The sequence below is a fragment of the Pseudochrobactrum lubricantis genome (assembly GCF_041929865.1).
Classification (GTDB): domain Bacteria; phylum Pseudomonadota; class Alphaproteobacteria; order Rhizobiales; family Rhizobiaceae; genus Pseudochrobactrum; species Pseudochrobactrum saccharolyticum.
In genome coordinates this window covers 741,429-761,600 of record NZ_JBHEEE010000001.1, presented here as the reverse complement: position 1 = coordinate 761,600, position 20,172 = coordinate 741,429, and the positions used below count along the sequence as shown (strand labels likewise).

At 52.1% G+C, this 20,172-nt stretch carries 18 protein-coding genes; 2 read left to right on the top strand and 16 right to left on the bottom strand.

Going from position 1 to position 20,172, the window contains the following annotated elements; translation table 11 throughout:
• Positions 1-56: 56 nt before the first annotated feature.
• The 9 genes from trmB to JNC80_RS03220 form a co-directional block, all read right to left on the bottom strand.
• Positions 57-773, bottom strand: coding sequence for a tRNA (guanine(46)-N(7))-methyltransferase TrmB (trmB, locus tag JNC80_RS03260; protein WP_376709639.1), 717 nt, complete (start codon positions 771-773; stop codon positions 57-59).
• 195 nt (positions 774-968) lie between these two features.
• The gene (gene metK, locus JNC80_RS03255; RefSeq protein WP_022711334.1) at positions 969-2,234 is read right to left on the bottom strand and encodes a methionine adenosyltransferase; all 1,266 of its coding nucleotides are present in this window, start codon (positions 2,232-2,234) and stop codon (positions 969-971) included.
• A 384-nt stretch (positions 2,235-2,618) separates the two neighbouring features.
• Positions 2,619-3,032, bottom strand: coding sequence for a helix-turn-helix domain-containing protein (locus JNC80_RS03250; protein ID WP_022711333.1), 414 nt, complete (start codon positions 3,030-3,032; stop codon positions 2,619-2,621).
• A gap of 139 nt (positions 3,033-3,171) precedes the next feature.
• Positions 3,172-4,773 carry an apolipoprotein N-acyltransferase gene (lnt, locus tag JNC80_RS03245; RefSeq protein ID WP_376709497.1) on the bottom strand — a complete coding sequence of 534 codons (1,602 nt, stop codon included), beginning with the start codon at positions 4,771-4,773 and terminating at the stop codon, positions 3,172-3,174.
• Positions 4,774-5,014: 241 nt separating this feature from the next.
• Positions 5,015-6,052: a hemolysin family protein gene (locus tag JNC80_RS03240; RefSeq protein ID WP_022710347.1), complete on the bottom strand. Its 1,038-nt coding sequence runs from the start codon at positions 6,050-6,052 to the stop codon at positions 5,015-5,017.
• A 2-nt stretch (positions 6,053-6,054) separates the two neighbouring features.
• Positions 6,055-6,564 carry an rRNA maturation RNase YbeY gene (gene ybeY / locus JNC80_RS03235; protein WP_022710346.1) on the bottom strand — a complete coding sequence of 170 codons (510 nt, stop codon included), beginning with the start codon at positions 6,562-6,564 and terminating at the stop codon, positions 6,055-6,057.
• Between the two features lie 93 nt (positions 6,565-6,657).
• Positions 6,658-7,698: a PhoH family protein gene (locus JNC80_RS03230; protein ID WP_033315941.1), complete on the bottom strand. Its 1,041-nt coding sequence runs from the start codon at positions 7,696-7,698 to the stop codon at positions 6,658-6,660.
• A gap of 229 nt (positions 7,699-7,927) precedes the next feature.
• The gene (miaB, locus tag JNC80_RS03225) at positions 7,928-9,355 is read right to left on the bottom strand and encodes a tRNA (N6-isopentenyl adenosine(37)-C2)-methylthiotransferase MiaB (protein WP_376709496.1); all 1,428 of its coding nucleotides are present in this window, start codon (positions 9,353-9,355) and stop codon (positions 7,928-7,930) included.
• Between the two features lie 159 nt (positions 9,356-9,514).
• Positions 9,515-10,168 (bottom strand): SH3 domain-containing protein, encoded by a 654-nt coding sequence (locus JNC80_RS03220; protein WP_376709495.1) that lies wholly within the window; start codon positions 10,166-10,168, stop codon positions 9,515-9,517.
• Between the two features lie 214 nt (positions 10,169-10,382).
• On the opposite strand from JNC80_RS03220, the gene JNC80_RS03215 reads away from it, so the two are divergent.
• The gene (locus tag JNC80_RS03215) at positions 10,383-11,384 is read left to right on the top strand and encodes a 2-hydroxyacid dehydrogenase (RefSeq protein ID WP_075653989.1); all 1,002 of its coding nucleotides are present in this window, start codon (positions 10,383-10,385) and stop codon (positions 11,382-11,384) included.
• A gap of 49 nt (positions 11,385-11,433) precedes the next feature.
• Here JNC80_RS03215 and JNC80_RS03210 read toward each other — a convergent pair whose 3' ends face one another.
• The 3 genes from JNC80_RS03210 to JNC80_RS03200 all read right to left on the bottom strand — a co-directional run bounded on the left by JNC80_RS03210 (position 11,434) and on the right by JNC80_RS03200 (position 14,168).
• Positions 11,434-12,294 (bottom strand): C40 family peptidase, encoded by an 861-nt coding sequence (locus JNC80_RS03210; RefSeq protein ID WP_376709494.1) that lies wholly within the window; start codon positions 12,292-12,294, stop codon positions 11,434-11,436.
• Positions 12,291-12,641, bottom strand: a complete 351-nt coding sequence (locus JNC80_RS03205) for a MarR family transcriptional regulator (protein ID WP_116088694.1) — start codon at positions 12,639-12,641, stop codon at positions 12,291-12,293. The genes JNC80_RS03210 and JNC80_RS03205 overlap by 4 nt, the downstream gene beginning before the upstream one ends.
• A gap of 108 nt (positions 12,642-12,749) precedes the next feature.
• Positions 12,750-14,168 (bottom strand): leucyl aminopeptidase family protein, encoded by a 1,419-nt coding sequence (locus JNC80_RS03200; protein ID WP_376709493.1) that lies wholly within the window; start codon positions 14,166-14,168, stop codon positions 12,750-12,752.
• 178 nt (positions 14,169-14,346) lie between these two features.
• Between JNC80_RS03200 and JNC80_RS03195 the strand changes: the two genes are divergently transcribed.
• Positions 14,347-15,186, top strand: a complete 840-nt coding sequence (locus JNC80_RS03195; protein WP_376709492.1) for a tetratricopeptide repeat protein — start codon at positions 14,347-14,349, stop codon at positions 15,184-15,186.
• Positions 15,187-15,251: 65 nt separating this feature from the next.
• Here JNC80_RS03195 and JNC80_RS03190 read toward each other — a convergent pair whose 3' ends face one another.
• The 4 genes from JNC80_RS03190 to JNC80_RS03175 form a co-directional block, all read right to left on the bottom strand.
• Entirely contained in the window at positions 15,252-16,250 is a 999-nt protein-coding gene (locus tag JNC80_RS03190; RefSeq protein WP_220158792.1) for a type II secretion system F family protein, read from the bottom strand.
• Positions 16,251-16,262: 12 nt separating this feature from the next.
• The gene (locus tag JNC80_RS03185; RefSeq protein WP_376709491.1) at positions 16,263-17,267 is read right to left on the bottom strand and encodes a type II secretion system F family protein; all 1,005 of its coding nucleotides are present in this window, start codon (positions 17,265-17,267) and stop codon (positions 16,263-16,265) included.
• Positions 17,268-17,360: 93 nt separating this feature from the next.
• Positions 17,361-18,824, bottom strand: coding sequence for a TadA family conjugal transfer-associated ATPase (locus tag JNC80_RS03180; RefSeq protein ID WP_022709204.1), 1,464 nt, complete (start codon positions 18,822-18,824; stop codon positions 17,361-17,363).
• A 22-nt stretch (positions 18,825-18,846) separates the two neighbouring features.
• Positions 18,847-20,124: a CpaE/TadZ family protein gene (locus JNC80_RS03175; protein WP_376709490.1), complete on the bottom strand. Its 1,278-nt coding sequence runs from the start codon at positions 20,122-20,124 to the stop codon at positions 18,847-18,849.
• Between the last annotated feature and the right edge of the window lie 48 nt (positions 20,125-20,172).

Genomic DNA, 20,172 nt, shown 5'->3' with positions numbered 1-20,172 from the left:
TGAGGCAACTATACAGAAAAAAGCCGCCTGTGACAAGCCTTGTCCTTGAGGACGAATTATCGCCTGATAAAGGTAAGGTAAGCAGCCTGACGGCCTTCACGGAAAGCTTTGGCTTCATAGCGTGTGCCCGGCCATGCTTCATATGGTGTGTGCCAGTCGGCAGCACTTTGTGCCTGCCATTCAAACGCACCATGGTCGTGGCAATGCTGCAGTGTCCAGTTGACATAAGTATCAATGTCGGAGGCAAAGCGAAACAAAGCGCCGGGCTTCAGCACGCGGGCGAAGCGGCTGAGGTTTTTCTGGCTGACAAAACGGCGTTTCCAATGTTTCTTTTTCGGCCACGGATCAGGATAGAAAAGATCAATACCGTCAAGTGAGGCATCCGGCAGCCAATCGAGTACCAGCGTTGCATCGTCATCATAGAGACGCAGGTTCGGCAGCGGATTGGCATCCTGTGCGCCAAGCATTTTCGCCATACCGTTGACGAAAGGCTCAACACCGATAAAACCGGCTTCCGGTTTGCGGGTGGCTTCATGCACCAGATGCTCGCCGCCGCCGAAACCGATTTCCATACGCACTTTCGAAACATCGGTCATAAATAGTGTGCGCAGATCCTGCGGCGCAGGGCTCAGAAGATCAAGTTTGAGCTGCGGCAACAGGTCTTCGCGCAGAAAACGCTGATGCGGGCGCAAAGGTTTGCCGTTACGGCGGCCATAAAAAGCTTCCGTCGCACGTGAGCCGCGTGGCTGTTGTTCAGAGGACTCTGCACTCATGGCTTCATCCTTGAGGTCACAGTTGCGTTCAGTATCAGACATCGGCACGTTTCTTTATGGTTCAGATAATCGGAATAAGCCGCTTTACACATAATCAGCGACGGAAAGTCTACTGATTTTTTGTGTGGCTGTTAAAGAAACAGGGCACCATGAGAGAAACATGGTGCCCTGAAACCCGGAATATGGAGAATGAAATCAGACCTTAAGCGCAGCTTTCAGTGCTTTGACCAGATCTGTCTTTTCCCATGAGAAAGAGCCGTCGCGACCAGCTTTACGGCCGAAATGGCCATAGGATGCGGTCTTGGCATAGATCGGTTTGTTAAGGTCGAGATGTTTGCGGATGCCGGTTGGCGACAGGTCCATCACCTGACGCAGCGCGGTTTCCACATCGCTCTCGGCAACTTTGCCGGTGCCGTGCAGGTCAACATAGACCGAGAGCGGCTGGGCAACGCCGATCGCATAGGACAGCTGAATGGTGCAGCGGTCGGCAAGACCGGCAGCAATCACATTCTTGGCCAGATAACGCGCGGCATAGGCTGCGGAGCGGTCAACCTTGGTCGTGTCCTTGCCGGAGAATGCGCCGCCGCCATGCGGAGCTGCACCGCCGTAAGTATCAACAATGATCTTACGTCCGGTCAGACCGGCATCACCGTCCGGTCCGCCGATGACGAATTTACCGGTCGGATTGATGTACCAGTTGCAATTTGCAGCAATCGGCAGATCACCAAGGGCTTCGCGGATTACCGGCTCAACGACCTGACGGACTTTCGCGGAATCCCATGAAGCATCGAGATGCTGGGTCGATAACACAATCTGTGTGACTTCCGCAGGCTTGCCATCGGCATAGCGCACTGTGACCTGACTTTTGGCATCAGGGCCGAGCTTGCCATAATCGCCTTCGCCTTTGTGGCGGGCAGCAGAAAGCAGCTCAAGAATCTTATGGGCATAATAGATTGGTGCCGGCATCAGATCCGGCGTTTCGCGGCAGGCATAACCGAACATAATGCCCTGATCGCCCGCACCTTCTTCCCCCTGACGGTCGGCAGCATTATCAACGCCCTGCGCAATATCCGCTGATTGCGGATGCAGCAGCACGTCAATTTTCACATTGCGCCAGTTGAAGCCTTCCTGTTCATAGCCGATTTCACGGATGGCTTTGCGGGCAGCGGAACGGAAGCGGGAAGGGTTGATCTGCTTATGGCCTTTGGCATCGAGCAGAATTTCACCGGCTTTGTCTTTTTTCAGGAATGTGTCCGGCACACGCACTTCACCGGCAATCACGACGCGGTTGGTAGTGGCAAGGGTTTCACAGGCAATACGTACAGACCACGGATCAACACCGGTTTTACGTGCTTCCTTGTAGATCATGTCTACGATTTCATCGGAAATACGATCACAAACCTTATCCGGATGACCTTCGGATACCGATTCACTGGTGAAAAGATATGAACTGCGTGACACGGGAAACCCCTCTTGAAAATCTGCGGAGCATTGTACTCTCCGGAGAAACAGTTGCTTTCAGCATTGTGCATTTCTGCGCACGAACTGCTGATAATTCATTGCGCGCCGTTTTCAAACCGTTTCAGGCCGCTTTCAGAAAAGCCTGTCTGCTACGGAATGAAAGTGAAGCAATCGCTCTATAAAGAAATCAGACGTTATTTGCGCGTATAATCAGCACGAAATGACAAGATATACAACTATCTGCATGTGTTTATGTGCGAGATTTAACGCAAGAAGCTGCCAAATTGTCGCATTAAGCACCTGCTATAATGCGACAAAACAATAGGATAGGGCAGTTTCAGGGATTCTGTTTTTACCGAATTCGCGCCTCTGGCGCTTCAGAGATTAATCATCATCATTGGCAAGGGTTTTTACCAGATCAATGATTTTACGACGCACTTTCGGATCAGTGATTTTTGTAAAATAGCGTGTCAGCTGCACGCCTTCATTTGTCTGAAGAAAATCAACAACATAGGTTGTTTCATTGTCTTCCGCAAAACCGCCGTTCTGCTGTCCGGCCTGCTCCGGTGCATCTTCAAAAAAGAAGGCAACCGGTACACTCAAAATGGATGAAATGGCTTGCAGGCGGCTGGCACCGACGCGGTTGGTGCCTTTTTCATATTTTTGAATCTGCTGGAAGGTAATACCGAGATTTTCACCGAGTTTTTCCTGACTGAGGCCAAGCATGTTCCGGCGCAACCGGATGCGGCTGCCCACATGAACATCAATGGGATTGGGTTTCTTTTTATTCTCAGTCATTCACAAATGCTCCTCGCTTATGCGAGCTTTCCTTGATGAAAAATGGTTTGCTTAAATCAGCATATTTTTCGGAGAATTATAGGGTTCATCTGAAATTTCATCAGTTTCATGTGTATATCATAACATCAAAAATATGATGTCAACCGAAACGCTCGGTACGGATGGCATGTAAACCACATGAAATTACGAGCAAGATGAACAGAAGTGTGAAGAACTGTGTTTCTCCTGCCGGTTTGCGCCAGAAGCCTGTCGCTTTTGGTGGCAGACGGCCATCAATAAATCCGACTTCATTCAGGTTGAGATGTTTGGTGATTCGACCGTAAGAATCGGTAATCGCTGAAATACCGTTATTGGCTGCGCGCAGCAAAGGCAGTCCCTGTTCTACAGCGCGCAATTGTGCCTGCCGGAAATGCTGATAAGGCCCCGGTGTATTGCCGTACCATGCGTCATTGGTAATATTGATGATCGCATCAACACTCTTGCCCTGATAGCCAAGCTCGGACGGGAAAATCGCCTCATAGCAGATCAAAGGCAGCAGGGTCAGGCTCGGGCTGACATTGAGGGCATGGCGCGCCGGTGCTGCGGTAAAGCCGCCGGGTAATTCCACCACTTCCTGCATGCCGACAGAGCGTAGCAAACCCTCCAGCGGCAGATATTCACCGAATGGTACAAGATGCACTTTGTCGGCAGTTGCGGTCACCTGACCGGCGGCATTTACCGCGAAAATACTGTTATAATAGGCGGAGAGATCCTCTCCCTCACCACGCACCGCTCCGGCCAGCAGCATTTGATTCGGCTGAAGTGCCTTGCCGATGGCGCTCAAGGCTTCCTCGACCTGTGGCAGCACATAGGGAACGGAGGTTTCCGGCCAGATAATCACATCAGGCACCGGCTGGCCATTGGCAGGCGGGCGGGTACTGAGATCAAGATGCTTGTCGAAAATCGCGCGGCGCAGCTGATTATCCCATTTGGCATCCTGTGCAATGGAGGCCTGAACCAAACGGATAACAGGTGCATCAGCGCCTTGCTCTGACAAAGCGGGAGCCTGCTGTAAGCGCCATGCGCCATAACCGGCATGGGCAATCAACAGGGCACAGGCGGTAATTAATCCGCTGCGCCAGCCATAGCGCTGTCGTTTATTGCCAAACAATAGAGCAGGCATGGCGAAAATCACCACAGCAAGAATATTCATGCCATAGAGACTGGTAATCGTAACTGACTGCATCAGCAATGGTGTCGGCATCAGCATATAGCCGAGCGCATTCCAAGGAAAACCGGTGAGAATGAAAGCGCGCAGCCATTCTGTAACGCCGAGTGCGATGGCCAGCACCAGAATACGGATGAGACCTGCCCCCCAGAAAACCCGTGCAAATGCCGCAGCAAAAGCGAAGAAAAACGCCAGAAAGGCAGGCAGGCCGAGAATAGCGAATGGTAATGCCCAGGCGAAATTTTCTGCATCGACCAGCAATGCCATGCCGATCCACCAGAGACCGGCGAGAAAATAGCCGAAACCAAACAACCAGCCGGTGCGAAAAGCAGGGAGCAGGCGCTTCCATCCGGTTGCGGTTGTTGTACCCGAACTGTCAATCAGCAGCACTAGCAGCGGAAAACCGATAAATCCGGCGGGCAAAAAATCAAAAGGCGGCAATGCCAGCGTGACACTTGCACCGGCGAGAATGGTCAGGAGCGCTTTACGCCAGCCGGTGAGGTTTTCAGTCAGGCGGAGATAAAGGCTGTTCACTATATTCGGTCTCTCAATGGGGATAAGGCGCTCTACTCAGTTTATGAGCCGAAGATTAAGAAAAACTGAGAAGAGAATACAGCGATAAAAAACACCGCCGGTGTTGCGGCGGTGTTTTAATAGATTATGATGCTGTTAGAGCATTTCACAGTCAAGTTGGATCAACTTGACGCCCGTGATAATGCGACCAAATAAAGAATCCAGAGCGAGCGCTATGATTCCAATCTGGACGTAAACCGCTCTAGCCTTGGAAATAATCCCCGTTTCGCGGTGTGATGCGCACTTTATGGATGCGTCGTGAATCGGCTTCCAGTACTTCCAGCTCGTAGGCAGGCAACACATCAATGATCGCGCCGGTTTCCGGAATATGATCCAGAGCCGAGATGATAAGACCGCCGAGCGTATCCACATCTTCACTGTCTTCGCCCTGCGTAAAGCCTGCGCCGATCAGTTGTTCCAGCTCTTCCAGTTCCGCGCGGGCATCAACTGTATAGGAACCGTCCGGATTGCGGATCAGCGACAGTTCTTCATCGTCATGTTCGTCTTCAATATCGCCGACAACCATTTCAACAATGTCTTCCAGCGAAACGAGGCCGTCTGTGCCGCCATATTCGTCGATAACCAGCGCCATCTGAATATGGCTCGCCTGCATACGCGCCATCAGGCTGCTTGCCAGCATGGAGGAAGGCACGAACAGCACCTTGCGCATCAGGTTCAGTTCATTGATTGGTGTTGTGAGATCAATTTTGGACAGATCATAGCGCTTGGCAGCGGCTGGCTGTTCCGAACCGGCAGGCTGTTGCCTGCTCATGCGGGTGATGTAGTTGAGAACATCGCGGATATGGATCATGCCGCGCGCATCATCGAGCGTCTCAACATAAACCGGCATACGGGAATGGCCGGAGGACTCAAACAGCTCCAGCAATTCACCCAGCGGTGTTGAATATTCGATAGCTTCAATATCAGCGCGGCTGATCATCACGTCATCGACGCGAAGTTCCCGCAGGCGCAGAATATTGTTGAGCATTGCCTTTTCTTCGGCGGAAAAAGCTGTGTCGCTGTTCGCATCATCGGACAGCGCATCCGTCAGATCTTCGCGGATCGAGCTGGTCTGGCGCGAACGGAGAAACGGAAATAATCCGGAAAGGAGTGAGCGTTTTTCAGATCCTGCCGCTCGTGCAGGATTTTGCCCCGTACTCTGCGCTTCCGGATCGTTCTGAGAAACGGCGTCGCTGTGAACAGCGCCCGTTGAAGAATTGTGATTAGTCTGATCAGCCATGGTCAATCGTTTTCATTATCGGTTGAATGTACAGTATAAGGATCAGGTATGGCAAGAGCATGAAGAATTTCGCGCTCCAGTCCCTCCATTTCTTCTGCTTCCTCATCATCTTCATGATCGTAACCCAGCAGATGCAGCAGGCCATGCACGATCATGTGATGCAGGTGCTGATTAAAGCTTTTGTTTTCTTCAAGAGCTTCACGTTCGACAGTTTCCCGCGCAATAATAATATCGCCGAGCATCGGCCCCGGAGCATCGCCCGGCGCGATGTCAAAGGCCGGAAAAGACAGCACATTGGTGGCTTTGTCTTTATTGCGCCATTGCGCATTAATCGTGCGGATCGAGGCATCGTCGGTCAGAACAAGGCTGAGCTCGGTTTCTTGCTGCGGCAGTTCAAGCCGCGCCCAGACGGCATCGACACAGGATCGGGCAAGCGTTTCATAGGTTTCATTGTCGTCCCCCGACGGGGTTTCCCAAAGAGAACTTTCAATGAGAATGTCGATTGTAATCATTTTTGTTTCGTGAACCGGTTTATTGTTAAGACAACAGCCCGCCTGCAAAGAGACGGGCTGTTATAAAAGTCAATTTGTAATCCAAGAACCTATTTAGGTTTCCGAAGGCGTGTTTTCACCCTCAGTCACACTAACTTTATGATGTTTCAGCGTTTTGGCAGCACCGCGCTTTTCATAGGCGCGGACAATAGCTGCAACCATCGGATGGCGCACCACATCTTTATCGCTGAAGCGCACAGTGACAATGTTTTCAACATCGCCCAAAATCTCCAGCGCTTCCACAAGGCCGGATTTCTGACCGGCGGGCAGATCGATCTGGCTCGGATCACCGGTGACGATCATGCGCGAACCTTCACCCAGACGGGTCAGGAACATTTTCATCTGCATGGATGTGGTGTTTTGCGCCTCGTCAAGAATAACAGCCGCATGTGCCAGTGTACGACCGCGCATGAAGGCCAGAGGTGCAATTTCAATCACACCGGCGGCCAGTGCTCGCTCGACTTTATCCGCAGGGATCATGTCATAAAGCGCATCATAGAGCGGGCGCAGATAAGGATCGACCTTCTCTTTCATGTCGCCCGGCAAAAAGCCGAGCCGTTCACCGGCTTCAACCGCAGGACGGGACAATACAATCCGCTCAACCAGTCCGCGCTCCAGCAGCATGGCGGCATGGGCAACAGCGAGATAGGTTTTACCGGTACCGGCAGGGCCGGTGCCGAAAACCAGTTCCGAGCGCTCCATCGCACGCATATAGGCATCCTGCGTCGGCGTGCGGGCAAAGATGGTCTTTTTGCGTGTGGAGATTTGTGCCGCGGAAAGGCGGGTTTTGGTTTCAAGGGTTGGCAGGCTCAGCTGGTCATCACGCACCGGCGTTGCAGTTGCAGCCATCCGCAGGGCACCATCGACATCGGATTTGCTCAGGTCATGACCTTTTTGCAAAAGCGAATAGAGGTGATCCAGTGCCATCCGCGCCTGTGCTGTGGCAGTTGCTTCACCGCGCAGGATCAGCTGATTACCTTTGGAGCGGACATCGACACCAAGTTTTTGCTCGATATAAGCGAGATTCTCGTCGAATTGGCCAAACAGCGCACTCGCCAGCCGGTTGCTGTCGAAATCGAGGACTATATGAGCCATATCAGAAGCGCCATCCTGCAGAGCAGGGATTGTGGTGGCGGGTTTTTTCAGTTCTTTGCTAACCTGTTTGCCCGTGGTGACGTTCAACCGGCTCTCCTTGATTGCGGTTTAGCTTTATTTAATTGTCAGTGCGCTGATCCGCCGTGACGGATCATATCTGACACGATTATGGTACAGATTAATGACACTGTCACGCGGGAAAGCAGAGCCGGACAACGGCTAGCGTTATTTAAGCTAATTTTTCGGCGACAAGGCTGTTGGTGCCGGTGGAATTGACACGTACGCGGATCATATCACCGACTTCGCCCGGAATATTTTCAATGATTACCGGAATGAGCCATGGTGAGCGGCCTATCATCTGCCCTTCAAAGCGTCCCGGCTTTTCAAGCAGTACATCCATTTCCGTGCCGACAAGACTATTCTGAAATGCATATTGCTGTCCGCTGAGTAGCACCTGCAAGCGCTGCAGACGTTCGTCCTTCACGGATTCTTCCACATGATTGGGCAGATCGGCACCGGGAGTACCCGGACGGGAGGAATATTTGAACGAATAGGCCTGCGCATAACCCACTTCGCGCACCAGACGCATTGTGTCCTCAAAATCCTCATCGGTTTCACCAGGGAAACCGACAATGAAGTCACCGGACAGTGCCAGATCAGGGCGCACGGACCGGATACGCTCGATGAGGCGGATATAATCCTCACCTTTATGTTTGCGGTTCATCGCTTTGAGAATACGATCGGAACCGGCCTGCACCGGCAGATGCAGATAAGGCATCAGAATATCGAGATCGCGATGGGCATTGATCAGCGCATCATCCATGTCGCGCGGATGGCTGGTCGTGTAGCGCAGACGGGCAATGCCCGGAATTTCCGCCAGACGATAGAGCAATTCGCCCAGACCCCATTCGCGGCCGTCATCGCCAACGCCATGCCAGCCGTTGACATTCTGGCCAAGCAGGGTCAGTTCACGCACACCAGCCTGAACCAGCTTTGTCGCTTCATTGATGATCTGGGCAACGGAACGCGAAACCTCTGAACCGCGTGTGTAAGGCACAACGCAGAAGGTGCAGAATTTATCGCAGCCTTCCTGCACCGTCAGAAATGCGGAAACGCCACGTTTGCGTACCTGTTCACGGCTGGCAAGCGGCAGATGTTCGAATTTGTCTTCAACTGCATATTCGGTATCGACAACCTGACGGCCTTCACGCACCTGAGCAAGCGCCTGCGGCAAGCGGTGATAGGTCTGCGGGCCGACCACAAGGTCAACAGTCGGCGAACGGCGCAGAATTTCATCGCCTTCCGCCTGTGCCACACAACCGGCAACACCGATAATCAGATCTTTGCCGTCCGCCTGACGCTTATTTTTCAAATTACGCAGGCGACCCAGCGCAGAATAGAGCTTTTCAGAAGCTTTTTCGCGGATGTGGCAGGTATTAAGCAAAACCATATCCGCATCATCGGGGCTGTCTGTGGTGACATAACCTTCTGCAGCCAGACTGTCGGCCATGCGCTGGCTGTCATAGACATTCATCTGGCAGCCATAGGTTTTGACAAAAACCTTACGGCTATTGGCCAGATTATTACCGGAGGCAGCGACAGTTAACGGAGTGTCAGAAGCCGGATGATGCGGGTTGGGTGCTGTTTGATCCTTCATGGCGCGGCTTTTACCGCTTTTCCCTTAGCTTGAGAAGGGGACAGATGCGCGCAAAACACCATGAAAGACCAGATATTCAAAAGCGGATCAAGGCTCCGGTTAGAGCGCCGTGTGCCAGCTTGGCACACAATGGTCGTTCTAACATTTTAAAATTATGCTCTAGTCAAAAACCTCATCCGGATAGGCACCCCAGATTTTTCCCTGACGGATCCAGCCGCGTGTGCCCTGTGTTTCGAGCTGACACCACTGGCCGGTGCATTCACGGATAGTGGCGATGACACCTGCTTCTGCACGGGCAACAACGCGGGATGTGTCGCTGGCGCTGGCGTAAAGATCAATCACATTATCCGTTTTGCCGCGCTCCCACGGGGCAACGATAGCAGTGCGCTTGCCGGCCAGAAGTGACTGATAGACCCAGCCTTCTGTGCCATCGGCATCGCGGATGCGGCGCCAGTTGTCATATTCCTGAATGATCTCAACCGGCAGTCCCGATTTGGTATAAAGCCATGACACCGCATAATCGCGCCCCGGACCCACACGGATATTCACACGGGCAGGCTTCAGGCTGACAAAACGCGGGATCGGCAGGCCGCTTGGCCCAAGATTGGCAGATGAGGCTGCTTCTTTGCTCGGTGCATCTTCACCGGAAGGACCTTCTTCCGCGGAAGACGGTTCTGCACCTTCGGAAGCGTCCTGTGCATAGGCATGATGCGAGCCGGATAAAGGTGACAGCAGAAACAGGCAGGAAAGCAGGCCTATAGCCAGTAACAGACAAAAATTTGATTTTTCTGTTTTATGCATATGCTGTTTCATTCGCAGTCCTGACCGGCTTATATTCTGGTATAGTCGTCCCGACGGTTTGCAAGATTGGTCTGTAAGATCAATATGACGTTAGGAGACCAGAACCGGCGCTTTTTCTTTGTCTTTGTTCGTCTGCCTTGCTAGACAGTGTATGAACCATGACAATGCCGCACTCTGCACCTTCTTGGTTAAGGAGGTCTCAACGCGACACATCAAAGGGGTAGAAATGTCGGGCAAAAAGAAACCATTGGTCGTCATTACCCGGAAATTACCGGATCCTGTTGAAACGCGCATGCGCGAATTGTTTGATGCGCGCCTGAATATTGATGATCATAAAATGTCGCGTGAAGAATTGGCTTCGGCCATGCGCGAGGCCGATGTGCTGGTGCCGACGATTCGCGATGTGATTGATGCGGAGCTGATTGAGCAGGCAGGCCCCAATCTGAAGCTGATCGCCAATTTCGGCAATGGCGTGGACAATGTGGATGTAACCGCTGCTGCCAAGCGCGGGATCGCCGTGACCAATACCCCGAATGTTCTGACAGAAGATACTGCCGATATGGCGATGGGGCTGATTCTGTCTGTGCCGCGCCGTCTTGTGCAGGGAGCCAATGTGTTTTCCACTTCCGGCGAATGGCCGGGCTGGTCACCGACATGGATGCTCGGCCGGCGCATCTGGGGCAAGCGCCTCGGTATTGTCGGCATGGGGCGTATCGGCACCGCTGTTGCACGCCGTGCCAAAGCTTTTGGCCTTGCTATCCATTACCACAACCGCAAGCGGGTTCATGCGGCAGTTGAGGAAGAGCTGGAAGCGACCTATTGGGACAGCCTCGACCAGATGCTGGCACGGATGGATATTATTTCCGTCAATTGCCCTTCGACACCGGCTACATTTCACCTTTTGTCTGCACGCCGCATCGAGTTGATGCAGCCCAATGCCTATCTGGTGAATACGTCACGCGGTGAGATTGTTGATGAAAATGCGCTGATCCATCAGATTGAGCAGGGCAAGCTCGCCGGTGCCGGTCTTGATGTGTTTGAACAGCATCCGGCAGTTGATCCGCGCCTGCTGAAACTGGCCTCTGAGGGCAAAGTGGTGATGCTGCCGCATATGGGCTCTGCCACGCTGGAAGGACGTATTGATATGGGCGATAAGGTCATCGTCAATATCCGCGCCTTCTGGGACGGGCATCGCACACCGGACCGCGTATTGCCGCCAAAGGTTTGAGATAGAGCTTACAAAAAAAGCCGCCGGAATTTCCGGCGGCTTTTTTATTTTATGGGCGGCGGAAGTGAGAAGGTAAATCGTAAAGATACGCAATTCGCTCAATTGCTTCACGCAGCGGCTCATAGGCTACGGTCATGGTGTGGCCATTGGCATGGATCATCATATCGGGGCTTGCCATAATCGCCACATGACCCGGCCAGAACACCAGATCGCCACGCTGCAGATTGGCATAATCCTTACCGGCATCAATCACATCACCCAGATGATCGCCCTGCATATCGGAATCGCGCAACACATCGCGCCCTGCATCCAGCATGGCAAGCTGTACCAGTCCGGAGCAATCAATGCCAAAACCGGAGGTGCCACCCCAGAGATAAGGCGTGTTAATCAGGCTTTCGGCTGTGGTGACATAATCGGCAATAGTCTCGTTGATCGCCCGCAGATGCTTGGCGAAAATCGCTGTGCCATCCGGCAGCATGCCGTAACGGCTACCACGGTTTTCAACGAATTCGGTGATCTCAACGACTGAGCCGAGGGACAGAGCACTGATATGACGGAAACGCAGATCAGCTCCGGAATAGATGAAAGTGCGCGGTACGCAGATACGATGGGTTGGTTTATTACTAATTGCACCCAGTTCGCTATCGGGCATATAGCCGACATAGCCGTCGCGCACAGCTTGCACCCAGCTCCAGCCATTGGCCTGCTCAAAAACGGTGACTTCATCGCCATAGAGAATCTGACTCTGCGGGCCGCTGGTCAGTTCAGGCTTGCTACGCAGATCGCTGACGGGAACGAGTACACGTTTGCGCTTGCCTTCTGTAAAGGTGGCGGCATCGACTTTTCCGCGTAAAGCACTATCCGCCAGATCAGGACGATAGGCATGGAGACGACGGTCAGGCTGGGTCATAAAGGCAATTCCCTGGACTTGGAGATAACGCGGTCGCCCAGTCTTTCAACATAGAGCGCGCCGCTGACAGTTCGTTTAATCAGGACATTACGCAGGTCCTGCGGATCGCGATGGCGGCTGACCAGCCCCATCGTGCCCATTGTATCCAGCGCACGGGTAATAACAGGTTTAGTCACACCAAGACGCGCAGCCAGCGCACGTACCGTATGAGGCGGTGTTTCAAGATAGATTGTCAGCAATATGGCCATTTGCCGCCATGTCAGATCATGAGTTTCGTCACGCACCTGCGACAGGGAAACGGTCTGTAACAGCGTCAGCGCCTGTAGTGGTTTTAACTCGACAGCCATGAAATGCCACTTGTTTAAGAGAAAGGCCTGCCCGTGAGTACAGGCAGGCTGCTTGTTTACTTTACGTGTAGCGTATTCAACTGCTTTTGAATTGAACCTGCAAGAGGCTTAAACATAGCGTTGTTTGATAACCTGATAAAGCGCTCGGATACCCTGTGCAGCACCGCCGACAGTGGCTGCGGATTTCTCAACCGGTGTCCAGCCGTAAATGTCGAAGTGACCCCAGACCTTGGCATTTTTGACAAAGCGCGAGAGGAACAGTGCTGCTGTAACAGAACCGGCAAAACCGTCGGTGGTCACATTGTTAATGTCCGCAACTTTCGAGGCGAGTTTGGCCTCATATGGTATCCAGAGCGGCATACGCCAGAGCGGATCGGACTGTGCTGCCGCCTGTTCTGCTACTTTTGCAGCAAAAGCTTCATCATGGCTGTAGAATGGCGGCAGATCTGGCCCCAGTGCCACGCGGGCAGCGCCGGTCAGGGTCGCCATATCAATGATCAAATCCGGGTTTTCTTCGTCGGCTAAGGTCAGCGCATCAGCGAGAACCAGTCGGCCTTCCGCATCGGTATTGCCGATTTCAACGGTCTGTCCCTCACGGGATGTCAGAATATCGCTCGGGCGGAATGCATTACCGGAAATGGAGTTTTCAACCGCTGGGATCAGCACACGCAGGCGCACCGGCAGTTTGGCATCCATAATCATACGCGCCAGACCCAGCACATTGGCGGCACCGCCCATATCTTTCTTCATCAGCAACATGCCGCTGGCAGGTTTGATGTCGAGACCGCCGGTATCAAAGCATACGCCCTTGCCAACCAAAGTGACTTTCGGATCGCTGTCTTTGCCCCAAGTGAAGTCAATCAGGCGCGGTGCAGTATCGCTGGCACGGCCGACAGCATGGATCATCGGGAAGTTTTGCTTCAGCAGATCATCACCGATAACAGCAGTGAATTTCGCGCCATAAGCCGTTGCAAGGTTACGGGCTGCCAGTTCCAGTGCGTCCGGCCCCATATCACTGGTCGGTGTGTTGATCAGATCGCGGGTCATGGCGCTGGCATCGGCAAGACGACGGGTTTCCGCCAGATCGGACAGGCCGGAAATATACAGCGAAACGCTGCCCTGCTCTTCTGTAGAAGCGTCTTTTTTATAGCGATTGAACTGATAGCCGCCGAGCAAAAAGCTAACCGCGAATAATTCCGCATGGTCAGCTTTACCTTCAATATGCCAGTTGCCTGCAGGCAAGAGGCGGGCAAGTTTGCCGCCGATCAGACGACCTTCGCCGCTCTTGTCTTTGTCCGCCGGTTCAATGCCGAATAAAGCGCCGCTGATCTGTCCTTGTTCATTGGCCAGTGTCAGTAATTGTCCGGCTTTGCCTTTATAGGCATTGGCTGCTGCCCAGTTGAGGACAGTTTGCGGAAACTGACCATTCGCCAGTGTCTCCGGTGTGACCAGCCATATCGGGCGGCTGTCCGCAGCCTGTTGATCGAGAAGAGCAGCACGGTTCGCAGAAAGAGGCAGGGAGGTCATATTGATTTCCGGTATTTATTTTCAGGAGAGCGGCATGAGTCGCTGATGTTAGCTTAATAATTAACTCTCTATTAGGGTTAATGGAATATTGATTTTATCATATTCAGGTGAAGCGCGGGTTAATGCAGAGGACTGATTTCAGGCGCTTTCAACGACCGTATTTTATGGAGACAGTTTGATGCAGAAAAATGCGCTGGCTTTTGAACAATCGGATAAATCATGCCGTGGCCTGCGTTACGGAAAAAGCCGTTTTCTGACACTCACCACTGCTCTTTTCATCACTGGACTGGCACTCGCTGGTTGCAACAGCGTGGACCGCACCACAACCGGCTCGGTTGCTAAAGGCACTGGCACCAAGGCTGAGCGTTCCATTGAGCAAATGAATGCGCAGCAGCTCGCACAGGCCGCTCAGACCTATGGTGCGCATTATCAGAAGAACCCGACCAGCAAAGTGGCCGCTCTGAATTATGCGACTGTGCTGAGCATGGCAGGCCGCAGTGATCAGTCGCTGGCTGTAATGCGGGCAATCGCCATTCAATTGCCGAAGGACAAGCAGGTTCTGGCGGCTTATGGCAAAGCTCTGGCTGGTGCAGGTGAGCTGGATGCGGCGCTGGATGCAGTTCGCCGTGCACAGACACCGGATTATCCGGACTGGCGTTTGTTGTCTGCGGAAGGGGCTATTCTCGACCAGCAGGGCAATTCCGCGGATGCCCGTGCAATCTATCAGAAAGCGCTGCAGATCAAGCCGGGTGAGGCTTCAATCCTCTCCAATCTTGCAATGTCTTATGTCTTAAGCGGTGATCTGCCAACTGCTGAAAAATATCTGCGTCAGGCGGCAACCGCAAATGGCAGTGACAGCCGTGTCCGCCAAAACCTGGCGCTGGTCGTCGGCCTTCAGGGGCGTTTTCAGGAAGCAGAGACCATTGCCTCCCGCGAACTGTCACCGGAACAGGCAAAAGCCAATACCGATTATTTGCGTGCAATGCTGGCGAAGCAGGGCGTTAAAAAACAGGCGTAAATCTTCTGTAAAGCTTATAAACAAAACGCCTGCCTGAAGAGAATATTCAGGCAGGCGTTTTTGTTTTAGTTTCCGGCGATACCACCTGCACCAAAAATCTGGATCATCGCGGGACCGAGAATAACCATGAACAAGACCGGCAGGAAAAAGACGATCATCGGAACCGTGAGTTTCGGCGGCAGCCCTGCGGCTTTCTTTTCAGCTGCCAGCAAGCGCATATCACGACTTTCCTGCGAGAGTGTACGCATGGCGGTTGCAACCGGCGTACCATAACGTTCCGCCTGAATAAGCGCCTGTGTCATGGATTTAATGGCTTCCATACCGGTGCGGTTGGCAAGGTTCTCATAGGCCTGACGGCGCTCCGGCAAAAAGGCCAGTTCAGCATTGGTCAGCATTAGCTCTTCAGCCAGATCCACCGACTGAATACCGATTTCGTCGGCAACACGGCGAAAGGCTGCTTCTGTGGACATGCCGGATTCGACGCAAATCAGCATCAGGTCGAGGGCATCAGGCCAGGCCAGTGTGATGGATTCACGGCGCTTGGCTGCAATATTACTGACATAGAGATTGGGTGCATAGAAACCGGCATAAGCGGCAATAATGCAAATCAGAAAGCGCATAAAAGCACTTTGCTGTTCCAGCATACCCAAACCGAATATCCAGAATATTGCTAAACCGAGAAATGCGAAGGGCAGAATAAACCGCATGAAAAGAAAAACATTGAGCGGATTTTGTCCGCGAAACCCTGCCTGTCGCAATGATGCGACGGTCTTCTCATCGGCCAGAGCGCGGCGCAGATCCAGTTTTTCAACAAAGTCACGAATTCCGGCTTTTTGCTGATGGCGCAGACTGATGCCGCGTTCTTTATCATTAGCCATCCGCGCTCTTTCGCGGGCACGAAGAGCCTCACGCTCTAGTGCTACGGATTTCATACGGTTTTTCAGCGGGTTACGCTGAAAGTAGGGCAGCAGAAGCGTCATTATGGTTGCGAACATCGCAAACATGATGAAAATGCTGATGAGCGTTTGCCGCTGGAAGAGCGTGGTTTCAAAAAAATTCTGCATCACCAGCCCCGCTTACATTTTGAAATTAATCATGATTTTCATCACAAAAATTCCGAGTGAATACATAATTAGAGCAATTACTAATAGTATATTTCCTGGGAAGGTTGTGAACAATAGCGTGATATAGTCTGGACTCATCAAAGAAATTGCTCCGGCAACAAAAAATGGCAATGCGCCGATAATCGCAGCTGATGCTTTGGCTTCCTGTGACATGGCCTGGACTTTGGCTGCCATTTTTTTACGGTCACGCAAAACACGCGACAAATTACCCAATGCTTCAGACAGATTGCCGCCGGCCTGCGACTGAATTTGTATCACAATTGAAAAGAAGTTTGTTTCAGGGCAGGGCATGTTTTCCGGCATTTTGGCGACAGCTTCCGGTATTGTTAGTCCCATTTGTTGCGCCTCAACAATCCGGCGAAATTCCTCCTTGACCGGAGAAGGCGCATCATTTGCCAGCAAGCGCAGACTGTCATTCAAAGGAAGGCCGGAGCGCAAGGAGCGGGTGATGACATCCAGCGCATTCGGAAAATCATTCAAGAAAGCTTTCATTCGCTTCTTGCGAAAATGCATGACGATCCAGCGAGGCACCCCGAAAAAGCCAATCAGGGCAATCAGCGGCGCCATAATCAAAGGAATGCCAGCCATCAGCCCGAGCAGAAAACAGATAAAGGCGCTCGCCGTGCTGATGAGATAAAACTGCCGGACACTCCAGCTCAGACCTGCCTGAGCCAATAATATACGTAGCGGCGGGTTTTTTTGAGTTTTGTTTTGTGTTTTGTTGCGACGGTCAAGCTCGTCCAGATTATCCTGCAATGTTCGGCGGCGCTTTTGTGCCTCACTGGCTTTTTCACGCTCTGACCGCATAACAGCACGGCTTGCCGTAGTCTTTTTGATGGCATCAAGGCGTTTCTGACCGGTTTTTTCAGTCGTAATACGGTCGAAAAAAATTGCATAGAGCAGGGCACCGACCGCAATTGCAGCCAGGACAACAAGCATAATTGTTGTGCCGTTCATTGAAGTGCCCTTTCAGTGCCTGCTTCGGTTCGTTCGGTATCATATCCAACAAAGAAACTGAGTTTGTTTTAAAGTAAAATCACTCTGACAGCTCTATATCTGAGGACTGCCGGCGACCTCCATCGTGTCCAGAATGGTCGCCAGCCGCTGATCTTCATTATAGTAGCGCGCCCGCTCCCAGAAGGCCGGCCGGCCGATACCGCTTGATACATGCCGCCCGATAATATTACCGTTAATGTCTTCACCGAGGAACTCAAAATTCATCAGATCCTGCGTGATGATGATATCACCTTCCATTCCCACCACTTCTGTGATGTGGGTAATCCGGCGCGTACCATCGCGCAGACGTGTCGCCTGAATAATCACGTCAACGGAGCCGACAATAATTTCACGCACGGTACGTTGCGGCAATGTGTAGCCGCCCATGGCAATCATGGCTTCCATACGGTTCAGACATTCGCGAGGGCTGTTGGAGTGGATTGTGCCCATTGAGCCGTCATGGCCGGTATTCATGGCCTGAAGCAGGTCGAAAACTTCAGGGCCACGGACTTCACCGACGATAATTCGTTCAGGACGCATACGCAGACAGTTTTTAACCAAATCGCGCATGGTAATTTCGCCTTCGCCTTCAAGATTGGGCGGGCGGGTTTCCAGACGAACGACATGCGGCTGCTGCAATTGCAGTTCAGCCGAGTCTTCGCAGGTAATGATACGCTCAGTTTCATCAATATAGCGTGTCAGACAGTTAAGGAGCGTGGTTTTACCGGAACCTGTACCGCCTGAAATAATGATATTACAGCGCACGCGGCCGATAATTTGCAGCAGTTCCGAACCCATTTGCGAAATACTGCCGAAACGAACCAGCTGATCCAGTGTCAGCTTGTCTTTTTTAAACTTACGGATGGTCAGGGCTGTGCCGTCAATGGCGAGCGGAGAAGTGATAACGTTCACACGGGAGCCGTCCGGAAGACGGGCGTCACAGATCGGGCTGGATTCATCAACACGGCGGCCGACCTGAGAAACAATACGCTGGCAGATATTCAGCAATTGCTGATTATCGCGGAAACGGACATTGGTTTCCTGCACACGGCCATTGACCTCAATATAGGTTTTTCGTGCACTATTGACCATGATATCGGCAATATCATCACGCGCCAGCAGTGGCTCTAACGGACCATAACCCAGAACATCGTTGCAAATATCATCAAGCAGTTCTTCCTGCTCGGCAATCGACATAACGAAATTCTTGATCGAGATAATATCATTGACGATCTCGCGGATATCATCACGCGCGGCATCGGCATCCATTCTTGATAATTGAGACAGGTCGATTGTATCAATCAGCGCTGCAAATATCTGGGATTTTGTATCGTAATATGCCTGCGATTTTTCACGGACGACCGGTGCTGCTGGTGCTTTCACAGCAGGCTTTTCCGATGCAGATACAGCCGTGTTGGTCTGTGACGGCGGAGTCAAATTCGCTGTCTGACCGGCTGTCGCAGCAGCAGGTTTTACAGTACCGGTGGTTGGGGAGGCTGCACCTCTTTTTCCAAACATGGCTGTTGTTTATCCTTGTCCGTCAGGCAGATTTTTTGCGTTTAAACTTACTGAGAAGCCCGGCCAGCGGTTTAGCTTTTTTGCCCTGTTCCGGTACATCATGTTTGCCAAGCAGTTCGCGTGCGATTTCAGTGATTTTTTGTGAAATCTTGTGGTTCGGATCGGCTTCTGCGAGCATATGGGCATTATTGGCCGCCGTACCGAAAAACTGCGGATCAAATTCAATCACAGCCAAAGGTTTAATATTCAGCGGTGAGCAGAAATCCGCAGCAGAAATTTCAGGACGTTTCGGTACGCCGGTCTGGTTCAGAATGAGATGCGCCGGCTTGTCATTCGGTCGCAGCAGGATCAGCGTATCCAGCAAATTCTTGGTATTGCGCAAACTGGCTAAATCCGGTGTGGCAACGATGACAATCTCATCAGCCCGCATCAGTGTTGTACGTGTCCAGCTGTTCCAGCTATGTGGTATGTCGAGTACCAGCAATTGTGTGGTACGAAGAGCAGCATCGATCACGGAAACAAAGGATTCCGTGTCAAAATCATAGGTTTTTTCGAGTGTGGACGGCGCTGCCAGCAGCGATAAATGTTCCGAACTCTCTGCCAGAAGGCGATCAAGATAGACTTCATCCACCCGTTCCGGTGCATAGACTGCGTCAGCGATACCAAGTGTCGGATCCTGATCAAAATTAATATTGACCGTGCCGAATGGCAAATCCATATCCGCCAATACAACTTCATGTTTGAACTGGTTGGCGAGACTCCAGCTGATATTATGGGCCAGTGTTGATGAACCAACACCACCTTTTGCACCAATAACGGCAACATTTCTGCCGGATGGTGCAGTTGCCGGATCCGTGAATAATGTATCCAGTACGGATATAACTTCCGTCAGGCTTGCAGGAGAAACAAGGTAATCGGAAACGCCATTGCGGATCAATTCACGATATAGGCGCACTTCGTTACTGCGGCCGATAATCAGAACGCGGGTTCCGCTGTCGCAGACTTCGGCAAGTTGCATAATATCTGCAAGCAGCTGATCCTGTCCTGCAGCACTTTCAAGAATAATAAGATGCGGTGTGGAAGTGCTCTGATAGGCTTCCAGTGCCACATCGACTCCACCGGAGCGAATATGCCAGCGGGTACGCGTCAGGCGTCTGTCTTGAGAGCAGGCCTGCAAAACAGACAGGCCAGCTTCTGTTTCACAGAACGCATCAATATTCAGGCGCGGCAGCGGGCGGATATGGGTTATATCCGTACCTGCATCCTGCAACATAGTTGTTGATGTGACACTGTCTTCCACGATCACGACCTTTTTTTATTCGTTTAAAGCAAAATTTCGATGATACGC